We start from the raw sequence: 16,457 nt of genomic DNA on the forward strand, positions 1-16,457 counted from the left end.
CTATAGCATGGTTTGTATAGGACCTTCTATGCGCTTTGTTGTAGTAAATTTGGCAACCCCCCTTTCGGTAAAGGCGGGGTTATTTATTTTTTAACAACCCCGCTAAACCGTTATCAATAAGCCAAGGTGGGTGGAATGATGGGTCTAGTAAATCGAATCCAACAAAAAACAAAAAGACAAGCAGTAAATCACAAACATGACTTTTCAAAGGTTTTGTTAAACGCTTCCTTGCGGCCGAATGAAATGAAAATTAGCGTCAGAGAAAAATATCCAATTGCAAAATTTAATGAATATCCAAAGGTATCGCTGCTGGAGAAGTATAAGGAATCAAAGATAGCGATTCATTTTGGCCCGATACATTCCTTGTTTTTGGACGAAAATGTTTCGGGGATTATGGTAAATGGGCCATGTCAAGTTTATTGTGAAAGAAATGGTAAGATAGAATTAACATCAATCCAATTTCGTGATAATGAACATATCGTGAATGTAATTGGAAAATTCGCAGCACAACTAGGAATAAAGATGGATGAAAACTCACCAATCCTTGATACAAGGCTGCCAGATGGTTCTTGCGTCAATGCTATCCTTCCGCCAGCAGCCACAAAAGGTCCGGCCATAACCATTAAGAAAACTTCCAAGAATTCTCTTCAATTAAAAGACTTAATTAACTCCGGAATGGTAACAGAAGAAATGGCTCATTTTCTAAGTGCATGTGTGGAGGATAGGTTAAATATATTTATCTCAGGTGGTTCGGGGGCTGGTAAAACTACTCTTCTGAATGCGCTATCCCATTTGATTCAGAGGGATGAAAAAAGAATTATTGGGGATATTCGCGGCAATGACGCTTTTTCCATATTCCAAGCTATAAAAAAGGGACATGATGGTTTGCTTGCTGAAGGTAACTCGAATAGTCCAACTAATTTGATTGACCGCTTAGAAATCATTTCCCTGCTCTCAGGAATGGGTACACCGATAAGGGTTATAAGGGAGCAGCTCGCTGGTGCGATTGATGTGTTTATCCATCTATCACGCTTAACTGATGGAACCAGAAAAATTACTAATATAGCAGAGGTACAGGAAATCAAAGGCAATACGATTGTGCTTCGGGATATTTATAGCTATCAATCTTAACGAAAACAAGTTATTACTATTAGCATTTTTTATTTAGGAATTTTCCAATCCCTATGTTATGATAGTGTTGCAATATGCTATTGATACATAGGAGGAAGATTAAATGATTCATGGTCACGTTACAGCTTGGGTTTTAGCCCTAATCTTATTTATTGTCGCGATATTTTTACTAAAAGGCGGAAAAGAAAAGGGAGCTAAAATTGTTAGAATGATCCTGCGCGTGCTTTATCTGCTAATTATTGCAACAGGTGTAGGCTTATTGTTCATGCTGTCAAATATTGATTTGTTGTATATATTAAAAGCGGTAGTAGGGATATGGGTTATAGGATTATTTGAAATGATTCTTGCCAAGGTTGCGCAAAATAGAAAGACGTCCGTTTTGTGGATACAGTTTGTTATCGCCTTCTTACTTGTATTGTATTTAGGTTTTGATAAACTTCCTATGTCAATTTTTCACGTATAAGATTAACCTTTCGATAGAGTTGTCGGTTCCTTAACTGGCTGCTCTTTTTTTATTGAAAAAAGGATGACAAGGGTTACAAATCATTTTACTATTTAGATAAGGGAGAGGTGAGGAATCGTATGCTGGTAAGAGTATTTGCAAATCTCCGGCAAATTTGCGGCGGGGTTGGGGTAGAGGTTAAACCGGAAGGCAGACGGGTAATCGATATACTCAATAAAATGATTGAAATGTTTCCAGATTTAAAGGATGAAATTTTTACAGAGGAAAAAGAGCTCCTTCCTTTTGTTCATGTTTTTATTAATGGTAGAAATATTATCCATTTAGATGGGCTTGACACGATTGTCCATGAGAACGATCAATTTGCCCTGTTTCCTCCAGTGGCAGGTGGATAAAATGCCACAGCAGGAACTGGAGTTTCGTGGAATTAATCGTAAACATCTTGAAATGTATTTCGCGGAATTAGGGGGTAAACAGATTACAAATTTATATCCTATCACTTATCAAACGGATGACTGGATTGGGGAAATTTTAAGTGAAGAGGAACTTACCATAACCTCCACTTTTAAAGTAAATCGTGTCTATATCCGATTTACTGCAAACGACGGCGAGGCTCTTAAGGAAATTATTAAAAAATTTCGTGTAAAAACAACTAGAATCGGCGGATAGATTCGCCATAACAAAAGGCTTCTGCAAAATAGTGCAGAAGCCTTTACCTATTAAACTAACTGATTTTCTGGGCCAATAATTTCAAGCTCACGAAGCTTTTCTTCGGTCACTTTTCCGTTTTTCCAGCCGCGAACCTGATAATACTCAGTAAGCATGATGTCCATACGGCTTACTTCTCCTGCACTATTACCGGAGGCTGGCTCTTCCGTGAATCGTTTTGGAAGATAGTCATCATCTTCTTTATTGAATCCTGCTAAATTATTGTAATAACGCTCAAGATTATAGATTCTTTCTCCGGCCTTCATTACATCATCAGCAGTCATTGAAATACCAGTCATCCCGCTATACTGCTCAGCATAGTGTTCAGCGTTTTCGGAGAAAGACGAAAACTTACAAATATTCATAGAATCAGAGAATGCAAGCATATCTTGGAATATTTTTAATAGTTCACCTTTTCCTTCAGGCTTCAAGCGGTCAGTTGGTTCAGGGATACCCGCGATTTCGCTTGCTACCGTATAACCGCGTAAATGGCAGGCTCCGCGGTTACTGGTTGCATAACCGAGGCCTATCCCTTGAATTCCGCGTGGATCATAGGCTGGAATGGACTGACCCTTAACAGACATAGATAGCTCTGGTGCTCCCCATGAAGCAGTTGCTCTTGCTGGACCCTCGGCAAGGATCCCACCAAAACCTTCACGGTATGCAATTTTCTTTGTCAATTCAATCATTGAATCGGCATCGCCCCAGATTAGCTCCTCGGTGATTAGTCCTTTTTCATATGCTTCCATTGTAACGGAGAAGCAATGTCCTAGCTCAATCGTATCTAGACCATACTCATTACAACGGTCAATTAGATAAGAAATTGCCTCTGCGTCACTTAACAAACAATTAGATCCAAGTGACCAAGCAGATTCGAATTCAATACTTTCGACTCTAGTTTTATACTTTCCATCCTTTACTTCAACTTCGATTTTACAGCCTACAGGGCATGCATGGCAGGTATTATTCTTAATTAATAAATGTTCATTTACAAACTCACCACTGTGTTTTTCAGCCTCATCCCAATGAGTGAACTGAGAATTCTTTGTCGGAAGAGCACCCACTTCATTGATAATGTTTGTTAAAACATTTGTGCCGTAAACGGAAAGACCACCTTTATTTGGTGCAGTTAGGCCGCCATCAAGAATGGCTTTTACTGCCTTTTTATTTGCTTCTTTATATTCAATTTCTAACTTCGGCTGTGGCATATTTCCTTTTTGCGGCGCCTTAATCGCAATCGCTTTCAACTTTTTATAACCTGCTACTGCTGCAGTACCGCCACGTCCTGCTGCACGATCATGTTCGTTAATAAACGATGCGAATCGAACCGTATTTTCACCTGCTTGACCGATTGTCATTACACTAAGGTCTTGTTCTCCATGCTTTGCTTGCAGCGTTTTAACTGTTTCTCTTGTTCCTTTACCCCATAAGTCAGAAGCATCGCGTAATTCTGCCTTTCCATCTTCAATATAAAGGTATACTGGTTTATCACTTTTTCCAGCGAAGATGATATTGTCGATACCTGCCCATTTTAGACGAGCTGCCGTCCAACCGCCCATATGAGAATCTGTTACTGTTCCTGTCAACGGAGATTTTGTCACAACACAAAGTCGTCCGCTCATTGAAGAGCGTGATCCTGTTACAGGACCTGTCATGATACATAGAATATTTTCAGGTGATAATGGCTCTACCTCAGGACCGTTATCAAGTACATATTTGACACCCAGACCACGGCCGCCTATGTACTTCTTTGCATCCTCCTCATTAATAGGCCTGTAATTTACGGTTCCAGCTGTTAAATCAACTACAACTTCTTTGTTTAAAAATCCACCTAGATTCAATGTTTCTTCCTCTCTTTCATTGATATTAGATGCTAATATCCTATTTTTGGATAGAATAGGATACCCCTCCTAAAAAGATAAATAAACCCAACTTCTATTATACTATTATTTTTTATTATTTAATATTTAAAGTTTTCTGAAATTACATTAAAATTAACATGTTACGTCAGAGAACTATTAATTTAGAAAAGAGGACTTCAGATGGACGATTTAGGACGCTATTCAAGACAGATGCTTTTTTCAGGAATTGGGAAAGAAGGACAGTTAAAATTGCTGAAAAGCAAGGTGGCGATTGTCGGTGTTGGCGCATTGGGAACCATCGCTGCCAATCATTTGGTCCGGTCTGGTGTGGGTTACATCAGGTTAATTGATAGGGATGTAGTGGACTTGTCAAATTTACAGCGACAATCCCTTTTTAATGAAGAAGATGTAAATCTAAATCTTCCAAAGGTAATTGCCGCACAAAAGAGATTGAATACGATTAACTCGACTGTCACAGTTGATGCCGTTATTGCAGATGTAAATGTAGATAATGCCGAAGATCTATTGTCCGGGTTTGATTGTCTTATTGACGGTACCGATAATTTTATGACTCGTTATCTAATAAATGATGTTGCGATAAAGTATGGGATTCCTTGGATTCATGGTGCAGCAGTTAGTTCTAGAGGAATGTATGCTGTTATAAAACCAGGAATCACACCATGTTATCGCTGTTTATTTCCGCACGTACCAATTGGCAGAGGTGAAACCTGTGACACCATAGGAGTTCTCTCTCCTATTACAGATATTATTGGATCTTTCCAAGCAATTGAAGCGATCAAACTGCTGACAGGGGCAGCTACAAGTCCAAATCTTGAGCAAATTGATATTTGGGATCCCTCTTTATTTTCAATGAATATTATGGATGGAAAGAATCCACATTGTCCGGCATGTGTAAACCGTCAGTTTGACTTTCTCAATCGGTCATCTTCCCTTCAAGAATCGTATAGTTCTCTTTGTGGACGAGATACCGTACAGATTTATTTTAGGGAAAAGCAGGAACGTGATTTACTAAAGCTTGGTGAGAGGCTGAAAATGCATGGTAAGGTTATGGGAAACCAATTCTTACTTCGTTTTTCTCCAGATAAAGAAACTTCTATCGTGGTATTCAAGGATGGGCGAGTTTTGGTACATGGTACAAACGATATCGTAAAAGCAAAATCTATGTATTCAAGATATATTGGAAATTAATTGAAAAAAAAGTGTGTTTTTCTTCAAATGAAAAACACACTTTGTACCTATGAAATCATCTTTTCGATGACTAGTCTCTTCCCCGTATTTATTGTAAATTCAAAGCGGTCATTTACCTTTTCAAAATAACAAAAATGGTGCTGAACATTACAAATTTGTTCTTGGTTATCAAAAACAATAAAGTTTACCCCATCTCTCCGATTTTCATCTGATAAGAAGGAGAGGTGATTGTAACAATATATACAATCATAGATAGAAAAATCTAACGAGTTCAATGTCGTGACAAATTGAAAAAAGGCGTCATCATTCATTCCCTCTAAAAGCCTTTCCAGTGAATAGATTAAATGCTTTCTGATTCTAACCGAATCTTGGTCTCGAAGCATAATAGTCTCATTCCCACTTCGAATCTTCCCAGATTCAATCAAGATTCCTTTCTTCCAACGATTTACACGAAATATTTCTATTTCTTGCTGAAGATAATCATCCAGCATCGCTGCCTCTTCTGTTTCTTCGTCAAAAAAGATCCATTGATCACTTATTTGTTCAACTGAACCTTCGTTATAGGCCCTTAGCTGAAAATCCATTAGTTTTATTCTTTGTTGTCGATTCATGTTTAACCTCCGTGCCTAATACTTTCATTTTCTTTGTAGACATCTTTGTGAGATTTTATAACTTGTTTATCTTTAATTTGGACAATTTTCCAAATATATTGGGCTGAATAGAATAAGAACATGCAATGTAACCCAGTGTTCAAAACTGGAGAGAGGAGAGCTATATGTGCGGAGTATCAGGATGGGTTGATTTTACTAAAGATATAAGAAAAGAAAAATATACAGTCGAAAAAATGACCAATACTCTAGCCAGAAGAGGGCCAGATGAAACAAACCTCTGGGTTCAAACACATGTGGGGTTTGGACATAAGCGTTTAATTGTTGTTGACCCTGAGGGCGGCAGACAGCCAATGACAAAACAAAAGGAAGGTAATGAGTACACCATCTGTTATAACGGTGAACTTTATAATACCGAAGATATCCGCAAAATTCTCCTTACTAAAGGATATTCTTTTAAAGGTCATTCTGATACAGAAGTTCTGTTAACTGCCTATATAGAATGGGCGGAAGAGTGCGTAAATCATTTAAACGGAATCTATGCATTTGCCATTTGGGATCAAAAGGAAGAAAAGCTGTTTATTGGACGGGATCGATTAGGGGTTAAACCATTGTTTTTTACACAATTAAATAAAGGAATTTTATTTGCATCGGAAATAAAAGCCATACTCGCTAACCCTGGAATGAAGACGGAGTTGGAATATGAGGGGCTGGCTGAAATTTTTGGTTTAGGTCCATCAAGGACACCTGGCTCTGGTATCTTTAAGGGAATTAAAGAGTTAAGGCCTGCCCACGCATTAACTTTTTCCAAAAAGGGCTTAAGGATTTGGCGCTATTGGAATGTAAAGAGTGATGTGCATAGGGATAATGTAGAAGAAACAGCTGAAAAGGTACGATATTTGGTAACAGATGCTGTTACAAGACAGCTTGTATCGGATGTGCCGCTATCTACTTTCTTATCAGGCGGGCTTGATTCCAGTATTATTACAGCTATTGCTGCTCAATGTTTTAAGGACCAAGGAAAAGGTCAGCTTCACACGTATTCTATTGACTATGAAGGAAATGACCAATTTTTCAAGGCAAATGAATTTCAACCAAATGCGGATGAAAAATGGATTAACATTGTAACCAATGAGTTTAATACAAAGCATCATTTTAAGACCATTTCACAGCAGCAATTAGTGAAAGACTTAACAGAAGCGGTTCATGTTCGCGACTTGCCTGGTATGGCTGACATTGATTCTTCCTTACTTTGGTTTTGTAACGAAATAAAAAATGACTTTGTTGTCAGCCTTTCTGGAGAATGTGCGGATGAGATTTTTGGAGGCTATCCATGGTTCCACCGCAAGGAAGATTTAGAGAGACCAAGTTTCCCTTGGATGCGTTCGGTAAATGATAGGAATAACCTGTTAAGAACGGATTGGCAGGAAAGATTGAATTTAAAGGATTATGTGATTGATAAATACAATCAAGCCATCCTGGAAACACCAGGATTGGATGGAGAAAGCCTAGAGGAAGCAAAACGAAGAGAGCTTTTCTATATTAATATGACACATTTTATGACCACACTGCTTGACCGTAAGGATCGAATGAGCATGGGTGCAAGTCTAGAGGTAAGAGTTCCATTTGCGGACCATCGACTTGTTGAATACGTTTGGAATATCCCGTGGGATATTAAAATGGTTCACGGCAGAGAAAAGGGGATATTGAGAAAAGCGTTTGAAGGGATTCTTCCAGAGGAAGTTCTGTATCGAAAGAAAAGTCCATATCCAAAAACCCATCATCCAGAATATACACTAGCAGTTCAACAACAATTAAGGAAGATACTAGGAGATAAGGCATCTGTACTATATGAGTTATTCAATCATGATCTACTAAATAAACTAGTGGAATCTGGGGGTAATTCGTTCAAAGAGCCATGGTTTGGACAGTTGATGTCAGGCCCGCAGCTTTTAGCTTACTTTATTCAACTTGATATTTGGTTTAAAGATTACAATATTAATATAGTAAAATGATAAACGATAATAGTTGGATTCACAACATTATTAGATTAAAATGAGTGTATGGAAGGGGATTGAACATGAGAAAAACCTTAATGACACTTATTTTAATCTGTTTTTTGGTTATCACATCACTGCCAGTACAGGCTGAAATGGAGAAAGAAGACCGTAAATGGCAGGATGAAACCATTTATTCGATTATGGTCGATCGTTTTTTTGATGCCAATACAAAGAATGATATCGATGTGAATACGCAAGACCCTTTAGCCTATAATGGCGGAGATTTTCAAGGGGTTATGGACAAGCTTGATTACATAAAGGAAATGGGCTTTACAGCAATCCGACTCACATCAATCGTTGATAATACGGATGGTGGATACCATGGATATTGGGTGAATGATTTTTATAAGACGGATGAGCATTTTGGATCACTCAAAACATTCAGGAAGTTGGTTCAAGAAGCACATCAACGTGATATGAAGGTTATTATCGATTTTGTAACCAATAATGTTTCTAAAGAACACCCATGGGTTACGGATAAAACGAAACAAGACTGGTTTAATGAGAAACGGGATATTCATGATTTAAAAGATCAGGACGAACTAGAAAATGCCTGGATAAACGATCTGCCTGATCTTAATCAGGATAACCCTGAAGTCAAAAATTACTTGTTAGACGCTGCAAAGTGGTGGATAAATGAAACCGATATCGACGGATATAGTCTTCCGGAAATAAATTTTGTACCTGAGACATTTTGGAGCGAATTTTCAAAAGAAGTAAAAAAGGAAAAAGAAAACTTTTTCCTATTAGGGATAACCTCCACTAATAGTAAGGTTGATCTTAATATTTATAAAAGTACTGGAATCGACAGCATTACTGATTATCAATATAGTGAGAATTTGAGAAATGCCTTTGCTGATGTCAATCAATCATTTAGCGGACTGGAAGATAATGAGGTTGATAAGCCCGAGTTGCAGCCAGTATTTTTTGACAATGAAATGACTACTCGCTTTACGCGTGATATCGTTAAGAATAAACATTTTCCAGGGGCACGGTGGAAGACGGCTTTAACCTATATGTATTCAACTCCTGGACTCCCAGTAGTCTTTTATGGGAGTGAAATTGCATTAAACGGAGGAGAAATTCCTGATAATCGTCAGCCTATGAATTTTCGAACAGAAAAAGAGCTGATTGACTATATTACAAAGCTTGGTGAATTAAGAAACCAACTTCCTTCGTTAACGAGAGGAAGCATGGAAATGCTTTATGAAAAAGATGGAATGGCCGTATACAAACGTGTCTACCAAGATGAAACAGCTATTATTGCTATTAATAATACTAGCGAATCTCAAAGCATCACCTTAAATAATGACCAAATTGAAGGTGGAAAAGAACTGCGTGGGCTGTTAAAAGGTGACCTGGTTCGGAGTAAGGATAATCGATACGACCTCATTATAGATAGAGATGAAGCCGAGGTTTATGTATTAGCCAAGAAAAGCGGAATTAATCTGCCGCTAATCGGATCACTAATCGTTGTTTATGTCTTGTTCACTATTTTTATAGTAAAGATTAGGAAAAGAAGGAAGTAAACTTTATAAAAAGGCGTTACTTCCATATCGAAGTAACGCCTTTTTATATTCATTGATTACCCATTTATAATTTCTCCGCCGTTGACATGAAGGATTTGTCCACTTACATAGGAGGAATCATCGGATGCCAGATATACATAGCACGGAGCAAGTTCAAATGGCTGCCCGGCTCTGCCCATCGGTGTATTTGACCCAAAGCTTGCCACTTGGTCTTCGTTAAAGGTAGAGGGAATCAGGGGTGTCCAAATAGGGCCAGGTGCAACGCCGTTTACTCGTATACCTTTCTGTGCCAGTGATTTTGCCAGGGAACGAGTAAAGGTTACGATTGCACCTTTTGTGGCAGAATAATCTAATAATTGCTCATTGCCGGCATAAGCAGTAACGGAAGCCGTATTGATAATCGCCGCACCTTGTTTTAGGTGTGGCAGGACCATTTTAGACATATAAAAGTATGAGAATATATTGGTCCGAAACGTTTTTTCAAGTTGTGCTGAGGTAATATCTAACAGACTTTGCTGCGGGTGCTGTTCAGCTGCATTATTTACTAAAACATCAATCTTACCAAACTGTTCGATTGCTTTATGAACACTTTCCTTACAAAAATCTTCATTACCTATGTCACCGGAAATGAGCAGGCATTTACGCCCTTCTGCTTCAATGAGAGATTTTGTTTCCTCCGCATCTTGATGTTCTTCTAAATAAACAATGGCAACATCTGCGCCCTCTTTTGCAAAATAGATGGCAACAGATTTTCCTATACCACTATCTCCTCCAGTGATAAGCGCAGTTTTACCAGCTAATTTCCCTGCACTTTTATAGTTGGAATTGACTGAGAGAGGAAGCGGTTTCATTTCACTTTCGATACCAGGCTGATGATTTTGATGCTGTGGTGGAAAAGTCTTTTTTTGCTGTTGTTGGTTATTTGACATTCATGTTACCTCCAAGGTTATTTACCATTTTAGTTTGAGGTAAATGAACGAAAATATGAGAAAATAAAAAAGGTGAAAAGAAATTTTTCTTTCACCCAGTAAATATGTTTTATCGATAGTTAATAAATTGAACATCGACTGTTAGATCAGCCTCGCGAACCAAGGAAATAATCTTTTGAAGATCATCACGGTTTTTACCGCTTACGCGTACTTGGTCATCTTGAATTTGGCTCTTCACCTTAAGTCCGCTGTTTTTAATAATCGTGTTAATTTTCTTAGCATTTTCTTTATCGATCCCTTGAACAAGTTTAGCTCTTTGGCGGACGGTCCCTCCAGAGGATTTTTCCATTTTGCCATAATCCAGATTCTTAACAGGAACACCTCTTTTGATTAACCTGCCGAGCAAAACGTCTTTCAGCTGATCCATTTTAAATTCATCATCTGAAACTAAAACAAGCTCTTCTTTATCTAGTGTAACTTCACTTTTGCTTCCTTTAAAATCGTAACGAGTTTTAATTTCCTTCATCGTTGCGGTAATTGCATTTGTGACTTCAGTAAATTCCACTTTGGATACGATATCAAAAGATTCGTCTTTGGCCATAGTAATAATACCTCCTGTATATGTTTAATAACGGTTATTTTCATTTCTGCTAATGTTTCCCTTTATGCCTACATTATAGTAAAATATAGCAAGTCAAACAACCCTATGGATAACAATAGGAGAGAAAAGGTGAGTTAACATGTCATTACAAGAACTTATTGGTCAAACCGTTACCTTAACGGTGGCACGAAAAGCCGATTTTGGGTATTTTTTAACGGATGGAAATGAAGATGTTTTATTGCATATAAATGAAGCGGACCGAGAATATGAAGAAGACGAAACGGTCGAGGTGTTTTTGTATGTTGATTCTGAAGGAAGAACATCTGCGTCTACAACCATACCCGAAATTGCGATTGGCAAATATGCCTGGCTTAAAGTGGTGGATACCAATCCTCATGTAGGTGTATTTTTGGACATTGGAATTAAAAAGGATCTATTATTAGGAATTGACGATCTCCCAGTCCATAAATCAGTCTGGCCTAGGGAAGGCGATTTGGTTTATGTTACCTTAAGGGTGAATAACAATTATCTATTATATGCAAAGCTTGCAACAGACCCGGTAATAGAGTCAATATCAACCAATGCAACGAGGAAGGATTTTAACAAGAATATACAGGGGCATATCTACCGGACTGCAAAGGTGGGAAGCTGGATTTATACCATTGAGGGCTTTAAAGGATTCATCCATGAATCACAAAGACAAAAAGAGCCGCGGTTAGGGCAAATGGTGGAAGGTCGGATTGTTGATGTCAAAGAAGATGGAACAGTAAATGTTTCTTTACTTGCTAGAAAACAGGAATCCCTGGACCTTGATGCGGAACGTATTTTTGATTATTTAATGAGCAGAAATGGTGCAATGCCTTTTAATGACAAGAGTATGCCTGAGGAAATCCAAGAACGCTTCCAGTTAAGTAAGGGAGCATTTAAGCGCGCACTCGGTAAACTTATGAAAGACGGCAGAGTGTACCAGGAAGGAAGCTGGACGTACCTGAAAAAGGATTAATTTTCCTATACATACTCCTATTTGAAATGACGGACACTATACACTGAAGGAATTTTGAAAGGAGTATCTTTATGCCGCATACATCAGATAACGATAAAAAAGCACAAGACAATAATGCATTAAGACACGAAAAAAACATGATGCGAGAGAAAAATCGTCAAGCGGGTAAAAATCAATATTCAAAAAAGACAGATCATAAATAAAACAAAGCGGGGAATTCCCTGCTTTGTTTTATTTATGAAGGCGATTTACTCAGAAAGAAAATTGCGATGGCCCCAGGTCCTGTGTGGGCTCCGACTGCAGAGCCGATATTCGTTACATACGTTTCTCTTGGCTGTAATTCTTCCTCGATTAACGCTTTGACCACTTCAACCGTCTCCTTTGTATCAGCATGGCTGATCCCGATCACTTGGTCACCAAAATCTTCACCGCGCTCCTTCATTAGTTCAATCAAACGTCGATAAACCTTCTTTTTTCCTCGTATTTTCTCGATTGGAACCAGTTTGCCATCTTCGACATTTAGGATTGGCTTGATATTTAGTAAGCTACCCAGAAAGGCTGAAGCTTTCGAGACACGTCCGCCCTTGGCTAAATAATCTAAGTCATCAACTGTAAAAATCTGTTCCATATGCTGACTTCGGAATACCACATCTTTAAGTATTTCTTCCTTTGAGGCATCTTCTGCAGCAAGCCGTGCAGCTTCTCTTACGACTAGTCCGAACCCAAGTGAGGCACACTTAGTATCAACAATTGTTAAATTAAAGTTTGGATATTTTTCCTTTACTTGGTCAAGAATCATAACAGAAGTCTGATATGTACCAGATAATTCAGAAGAGAACGCAATATATATTCCATCTTCATTATTTTCAGCCATTTTTGTAAAGATTTCCTCAAATAATAAAGGAGAAACCTGTGATGTTTTAGGAATATCTCCGCCACGAATGGCGTCATAGACTGTTTTTGGATCAATGGTTTTAACATCTTCATATTCTTGGCCATTAACCTGAACCTTTAATGGAAATAAGGTCACGTTATGCTCTAAGTAAAAATCTTTTGGTAAATCGCATGCGCTGTCAGCTAGTATTTGTACCGGCATGAAGCTCACCTGCTTTCAAGCAATATAGTTAGTTTCAGTTTATCGGTTTCAGGGTAAAAAAACAATTATCTATATTTCAAAATATATGAGGAGATGGTGCTTTTGTTATGGCTCCAAACCAAAAAAATAGTAATCGTTATTGTTGGTGCATTTCTTAACGCCCTGGCAATTAACTTCTTTTTAGTACCGGCAAATGTTTACTCTAGCGGTTTTACAGGAATCGCCCAATTGCTTTCAAAAGTTTTAACTGATCAAACGCCTTTTACAATTTCAATGGGTATTTTATTGTTACTGTTAAATATTCCTGTAGCGATTTTGGGCTGGTTTAAGGTTGGAAAATCATTTACTGTTTATAGTTTTCTAAGTGTTGTCCTATCCTCTTTTTTCTTAGAAATAATCCCGATTACACAGGTATCTAAAGATATCCTCCTAAATTCAGTCTTTGGCGGGGTGATATTAGCGGTTGGTGTCGGCTTAACGTTAAAATGGGGGGCATCCACGGGCGGCTTAGACATCATTGCCATGGTTTTATCTAGGATGAAGGATAGGCCGATTGGTAACTACATCTTTACTTTAAATTCACTAATTATTATTACAGCCGGTTTTCTATATGGATGGGAAAAAGCACTTTATACAATCGTATCTTTGTATGCTACCACGAGGGTAATTGACGCCATCCATACAAGGCATGCAAAATTAACGGCCATGATTATTACGAAAAAAGCAGAAGAATTAAAAACAGCTATTCATTCGAAGCTTGTAAGGGGAATCACGATGGTTCCAGCGAAGGGGGCATTTTCAAATGAATCAAGAGACATGCTGATGATCGTTATTACCAGGTACGAGCTATTTGATCTAGAGAGAATTATTAAAGAAGTTGATCCTAATGCATTTACGAATATCCTTCAGACAACAGGAATCTATGGTTTCTTTCGGCGTGAATAGGTTTGGTAAAGCTAAAATAGAAAAGCTGGCACGAAAGTGTAACGTGCCAGCTTTTCTATTATTGAATTTGTTCAAGCTCATTTTGCATTTCTTGGAGCTGACGCTGTTCCGCAAAGGTAGAATTAGCGAAAGCAGAACTTAAGGCGTTCTTTGCTATCGAAACTGCAGAACTCCGTTCAGCAGGGTCGGCCGTTTTCGCCATCTCAACAAATCTTCTTGCTTCTTGGAATAACTGGTTTCCCATCGTTATATCCCTCCAAGCGAGGAGTCACGCACATTGGACATTTTCTGGGCTTCCGCTTCAGCGTAAGTCATGTGGTAAGGAATACGTTCAGCGTGTTTACTAACGGTATCCACACCTTGCTGGACAAAGCGTTTCGATTTGTTTCGTTTACCCATTGCAATCCCTCCAATTTGGTGAGCTTGGTATGAAGCAGCGAAAGTGCCTCACAAAAATAGTATGCTCTAATAAGAGGAATTCATTTAGGTAAAGTCTGGTGAAATACCATCTATTACTTTAAGTTTAACAAATCTGACAAATATACGGCAATGCCGTCTTCTTCATTCGTCAGGGTTACCTCGTTCGCAATACTTTTAACTTTGTCAATGGCATTACCCATTGCGATGCCGCGCCCAGCATACTCAAGCATCTCTAGATCATTATCTTCATCTCCAAAAGCAATGATCCTTTCAGGAGGAATATTAAAATAATCTGAGGCTTTTTTTAACCCAACAGCCTTACTTAAGCCAATTTTGATAATTTCAATGACATGCCATGGTGCCGCCCAGCTTCGATGGTCAATTACTTCAGCATGAACGTCTGATAAATGCCGGCGTATTTGCTTTAGATCATCTTCTTCAGTATGGATTAACAAACTTGTTGGAGAATCTTTTAAGTAGTCACGAAGATCTCCTGTCGTTATGAATGGATTGCCCATACCGAAAATATCTAAAAGTTTTTCGTCATGATAGTGAAAATAAACTTCATCAATGACTTCTGCAATGATGTTGTGAAATTGAAAAGAACGGCACGCTTCCACAATGTCCTTAGCGACCTTAATATCTAAAGGATCATGATAATATCCCCAGCTTGAATCAAGTGGGTGATGCATAAAAGCACCATTAAAATTTACAATTGGAGTATCTAATTGGAGCTCACGATAATACGGTTCACTCGAGCGAAATGGTCTGCCCGTTGCAATCATTACCACATGTCCTTCTTCTCTTGCTTTACTTAAAACGTTTTTTGTTTTTGTAGAAATGGTTTTATCATCTTTTAATAAAGTCCCATCTAAATCCAATGCAATTAAATGTTTTTCCGCCATATTGACTCCTTCTTTGATAGTTTTTTATACAATAAGGCTTAGCTTTAGAAAATTGAAGAATGTAATGATACACTACAACTATGAATTTCTTATTTTGTTGAAAATCAAATTTGTATAGATACTATGTTAACAATTTTATACCATACCTGTAAAAAAATTCACTTCATAAGAATTTGAATTTATGTATAAAGGAGGTCCTGCCTTAGTGATTATCGTTGAAAAAAGTTGGCTGAAAAATAACCCTTATCTACATATAGTAAATAAAAATGACCAACAAGAAAAACTTCCGTTCATCATTTTTAACCATGGATTTACCAGTGCAAAGGAGCATAATCTTCATTATGCCTATTTATTAGCGGAAAAGGGATTTCGAGTCATATTACCAGAGGCAATTTACCATGGTGAAAGGGAACAAGGTTTATCTGAGAACGCGCTATACAAACATTTTTGGGAAATTGTTATTAAGACCATCCATGAATTGAACGATTATAAGGAATACTATGTTAATGAGGGATTAGCTGACCAGGAGCAAATTGGACTTGCGGGAACTTCAATGGGTGGTATAGTTACATTGGGGGCATTAACCAAATATAAATGGATTAAAGCTGCAGTCAGCTTAATGGGAATGCCCGCTTATGAGGAATATCTACATTGGCAAATAGAACAAATGCAGAGACTCAGTATTGGACTTTCATTCACGAAGGAACAGATTGAAGAGCAGTTATCGTTTCTTCGCCAATTTGACTTGAGCCTTCAACCGGAGAAGCTTGGGAATCGGCCATTATTATTTTGGCACGGAAAAAAAGATCCAATTGTTCCCTTTCATTTAACCTACCAGTTTTATCAATCCGTTAAGGATGATTATGAGGAAACACCAGCCAATCTTCACTTCATAAGTGATGAAAATGCGGATCATAAGGTCAGCAGGGAAGGTTTACAAGCTGCGGTTTCGTGGCTCGAGAAACATTTATTAACTTAATATAGAGGAGTG

19 protein-coding genes are annotated in these 16,457 nt (G+C 38.1%); 11 read left to right on the forward strand and 8 right to left on the reverse strand.

All coding sequences use genetic code 11. The annotated features are described in order from the left end of the window. Window positions 1–138 precede the first annotated feature (138 nt). The 4 genes from AC2TFD_RS07705 (at window position 139) to AC2TFD_RS07720 (ending at window position 2,260) form a co-directional block, all read left to right on the forward strand. A complete protein-coding gene (locus tag AC2TFD_RS07705; protein WP_335516578.1) occupies window positions 139–1,131 on the forward strand; it encodes a TadA family conjugal transfer-associated ATPase in 993 nt (330 codons plus the stop codon). Between the two features lie 103 nt (window positions 1,132–1,234). Continuing rightward, window positions 1,235–1,594, forward strand: a complete 360-nt coding sequence (locus tag AC2TFD_RS07710; RefSeq protein ID WP_335516581.1) for a YisL family protein — start codon at window positions 1,235–1,237, stop codon at window positions 1,592–1,594. Window positions 1,595–1,713: 119 nt separating this feature from the next. After that, window positions 1,714–1,986 carry a ubiquitin-like small modifier protein 1 gene (locus tag AC2TFD_RS07715; RefSeq protein ID WP_335516584.1) on the forward strand — a complete coding sequence of 91 codons (273 nt, stop codon included), beginning with the start codon at window positions 1,714–1,716 and terminating at the stop codon, window positions 1,984–1,986. A 1-nt stretch (window position 1,987) separates the two neighbouring features. Next, window positions 1,988–2,260, forward strand: a complete 273-nt coding sequence (locus tag AC2TFD_RS07720; protein ID WP_335516585.1) for a MoaD-like domain-containing protein — start codon at window positions 1,988–1,990, stop codon at window positions 2,258–2,260. 50 nt (window positions 2,261–2,310) lie between these two features. Here AC2TFD_RS07720 and AC2TFD_RS07725 read toward each other — a convergent pair whose 3' ends face one another. Further along, window positions 2,311–4,140 (reverse strand): aldehyde ferredoxin oxidoreductase family protein, encoded by a 1,830-nt coding sequence (locus AC2TFD_RS07725; RefSeq protein WP_335516588.1) that lies wholly within the window; start codon window positions 4,138–4,140, stop codon window positions 2,311–2,313. Window positions 4,141–4,341: 201 nt separating this feature from the next. Between AC2TFD_RS07725 and AC2TFD_RS07730 the strand changes: the two genes are divergently transcribed. Further along, entirely contained in the window at window positions 4,342–5,370 is a 1,029-nt protein-coding gene (locus AC2TFD_RS07730; RefSeq protein ID WP_484675379.1) for a ThiF family adenylyltransferase, read from the forward strand. Between the two features lie 47 nt (window positions 5,371–5,417). Here the strand turns inward: AC2TFD_RS07730 and AC2TFD_RS07735 are convergent, their stop codons facing one another. Further along, a complete protein-coding gene (locus tag AC2TFD_RS07735; protein ID WP_335516593.1) occupies window positions 5,418–5,981 on the reverse strand; it encodes a DUF2777 domain-containing protein in 564 nt (187 codons plus the stop codon). Between the two features lie 164 nt (window positions 5,982–6,145). On the opposite strand from AC2TFD_RS07735, the gene asnB reads away from it, so the two are divergent. Together asnB and AC2TFD_RS07745 are read left to right on the forward strand one after the other, a co-directional pair. Beyond that, window positions 6,146–7,993, forward strand: coding sequence for an asparagine synthase (glutamine-hydrolyzing) (gene asnB, locus AC2TFD_RS07740; protein WP_335569633.1), 1,848 nt, complete (start codon window positions 6,146–6,148; stop codon window positions 7,991–7,993). Between the two features lie 65 nt (window positions 7,994–8,058). Next, window positions 8,059–9,567 carry an alpha-amylase family glycosyl hydrolase gene (locus AC2TFD_RS07745; RefSeq protein WP_335569634.1) on the forward strand — a complete coding sequence of 503 codons (1,509 nt, stop codon included), beginning with the start codon at window positions 8,059–8,061 and terminating at the stop codon, window positions 9,565–9,567. A 56-nt stretch (window positions 9,568–9,623) separates the two neighbouring features. Here the strand turns inward: AC2TFD_RS07745 and AC2TFD_RS07750 are convergent, their stop codons facing one another. Together AC2TFD_RS07750 and AC2TFD_RS07755 are read right to left on the reverse strand one after the other, a co-directional pair. Beyond that, window positions 9,624–10,496, reverse strand: a complete 873-nt coding sequence (locus AC2TFD_RS07750; RefSeq protein ID WP_335569635.1) for an SDR family oxidoreductase — start codon at window positions 10,494–10,496, stop codon at window positions 9,624–9,626. 109 nt (window positions 10,497–10,605) lie between these two features. Beyond that, window positions 10,606–11,097 (reverse strand): YajQ family cyclic di-GMP-binding protein, encoded by a 492-nt coding sequence (locus tag AC2TFD_RS07755; RefSeq protein WP_335569636.1) that lies wholly within the window; start codon window positions 11,095–11,097, stop codon window positions 10,606–10,608. Window positions 11,098–11,236: 139 nt separating this feature from the next. Here AC2TFD_RS07755 and AC2TFD_RS07760 point away from each other — a divergent pair, with 139 nt between their 5' ends. Together AC2TFD_RS07760 and AC2TFD_RS07765 are read left to right on the forward strand one after the other, a co-directional pair. Continuing rightward, window positions 11,237–12,100 (forward strand): CvfB family protein, encoded by an 864-nt coding sequence (locus tag AC2TFD_RS07760; protein ID WP_335515250.1) that lies wholly within the window; start codon window positions 11,237–11,239, stop codon window positions 12,098–12,100. A gap of 71 nt (window positions 12,101–12,171) precedes the next feature. Next, on the forward strand, window positions 12,172–12,303 hold the full coding sequence (locus AC2TFD_RS07765; protein ID WP_081810752.1) for a DUF3941 domain-containing protein: 132 nt from the start codon (window positions 12,172–12,174) through the stop codon (window positions 12,301–12,303). A 32-nt stretch (window positions 12,304–12,335) separates the two neighbouring features. On the opposite strand, the gene AC2TFD_RS07770 is transcribed toward AC2TFD_RS07765, so the two are convergent. Beyond that, complete coding sequence (locus AC2TFD_RS07770; protein WP_335515247.1) at window positions 12,336–13,196, reverse strand: DegV family protein; 861 nt, start codon at window positions 13,194–13,196, stop codon at window positions 12,336–12,338. 93 nt (window positions 13,197–13,289) lie between these two features. On the opposite strand from AC2TFD_RS07770, the gene AC2TFD_RS07775 reads away from it, so the two are divergent. Next, window positions 13,290–14,141, forward strand: a complete 852-nt coding sequence (locus AC2TFD_RS07775) for a YitT family protein (RefSeq protein WP_484675380.1) — start codon at window positions 13,290–13,292, stop codon at window positions 14,139–14,141. Between the two features lie 58 nt (window positions 14,142–14,199). Here the strand turns inward: AC2TFD_RS07775 and AC2TFD_RS07780 are convergent, their stop codons facing one another. The 3 genes from AC2TFD_RS07780 to AC2TFD_RS07790 form a co-directional block, all read right to left on the reverse strand. Next, window positions 14,200–14,385 carry a DUF3813 domain-containing protein gene (locus AC2TFD_RS07780; protein ID WP_335515242.1) on the reverse strand — a complete coding sequence of 62 codons (186 nt, stop codon included), beginning with the start codon at window positions 14,383–14,385 and terminating at the stop codon, window positions 14,200–14,202. A gap of 2 nt (window positions 14,386–14,387) precedes the next feature. Further along, on the reverse strand, window positions 14,388–14,540 hold the full coding sequence (locus AC2TFD_RS07785) for a hypothetical protein (RefSeq protein ID WP_179292599.1): 153 nt from the start codon (window positions 14,538–14,540) through the stop codon (window positions 14,388–14,390). A 113-nt stretch (window positions 14,541–14,653) separates the two neighbouring features. Next, a complete protein-coding gene (locus tag AC2TFD_RS07790) occupies window positions 14,654–15,466 on the reverse strand; it encodes a Cof-type HAD-IIB family hydrolase (protein ID WP_335515239.1) in 813 nt (270 codons plus the stop codon). A 205-nt stretch (window positions 15,467–15,671) separates the two neighbouring features. On the opposite strand from AC2TFD_RS07790, the gene AC2TFD_RS07795 reads away from it, so the two are divergent. Further along, on the forward strand, window positions 15,672–16,445 hold the full coding sequence (locus AC2TFD_RS07795) for a prolyl oligopeptidase family serine peptidase (protein ID WP_484675381.1): 774 nt from the start codon (window positions 15,672–15,674) through the stop codon (window positions 16,443–16,445). Window positions 16,446–16,457: the final 12 nt, after the last annotated feature.

This window comes from Neobacillus sp. plas4, assembly GCF_057221695.1.

Excerpts from the sequence above, each read along its gene's own strand:
- AC2TFD_RS07705 (WP_335516578.1), top strand. The coding sequence starts at position 139 with ATGGGTCTAGTAAATCGAATCCAACAAAAAACAAAAAGACAAGCAGTA.
- AC2TFD_RS07710 (WP_335516581.1), top strand. The coding sequence starts at position 1,235 with ATGATTCATGGTCACGTTACAGCTTGGGTTTTAGCCCTAATCTTATTT.
- AC2TFD_RS07715 (WP_335516584.1), top strand. The coding sequence starts at position 1,714 with ATGCTGGTAAGAGTATTTGCAAATCTCCGGCAAATTTGCGGCGGGGTT.
- AC2TFD_RS07720 (WP_335516585.1), top strand. The coding sequence starts at position 1,988 with ATGCCACAGCAGGAACTGGAGTTTCGTGGAATTAATCGTAAACATCTT.
- AC2TFD_RS07730 (WP_484675379.1), top strand. The coding sequence starts at position 4,342 with ATGGACGATTTAGGACGCTATTCAAGACAGATGCTTTTTTCAGGAATT.
- AC2TFD_RS07735 (WP_335516593.1), bottom strand. The coding sequence starts at position 5,981 with ATGAATCGACAACAAAGAATAAAACTAATGGATTTTCAGCTAAGGGCC.
- asnB (WP_335569633.1), top strand. The coding sequence starts at position 6,146 with ATGTGCGGAGTATCAGGATGGGTTGATTTTACTAAAGATATAAGAAAA.
- AC2TFD_RS07745 (WP_335569634.1), top strand. The coding sequence starts at position 8,059 with ATGAGAAAAACCTTAATGACACTTATTTTAATCTGTTTTTTGGTTATC.
- AC2TFD_RS07750 (WP_335569635.1), bottom strand. The coding sequence starts at position 10,496 with ATGTCAAATAACCAACAACAGCAAAAAAAGACTTTTCCACCACAGCAT.
- AC2TFD_RS07755 (WP_335569636.1), bottom strand. The coding sequence starts at position 11,097 with ATGGCCAAAGACGAATCTTTTGATATCGTATCCAAAGTGGAATTTACT.
- AC2TFD_RS07760 (WP_335515250.1), top strand. The coding sequence starts at position 11,237 with ATGTCATTACAAGAACTTATTGGTCAAACCGTTACCTTAACGGTGGCA.
- AC2TFD_RS07765 (WP_081810752.1), top strand. The coding sequence starts at position 12,172 with ATGCCGCATACATCAGATAACGATAAAAAAGCACAAGACAATAATGCA.
- AC2TFD_RS07770 (WP_335515247.1), bottom strand. The coding sequence starts at position 13,196 with ATGCCGGTACAAATACTAGCTGACAGCGCATGCGATTTACCAAAAGAT.
- AC2TFD_RS07775 (WP_484675380.1), top strand. The coding sequence starts at position 13,290 with ATGGTGCTTTTGTTATGGCTCCAAACCAAAAAAATAGTAATCGTTATT.
- AC2TFD_RS07780 (WP_335515242.1), bottom strand. The coding sequence starts at position 14,385 with ATGGGAAACCAGTTATTCCAAGAAGCAAGAAGATTTGTTGAGATGGCG.
- AC2TFD_RS07785 (WP_179292599.1), bottom strand. The coding sequence starts at position 14,540 with ATGGGTAAACGAAACAAATCGAAACGCTTTGTCCAGCAAGGTGTGGAT.
- AC2TFD_RS07790 (WP_335515239.1), bottom strand. The coding sequence starts at position 15,466 with ATGGCGGAAAAACATTTAATTGCATTGGATTTAGATGGGACTTTATTA.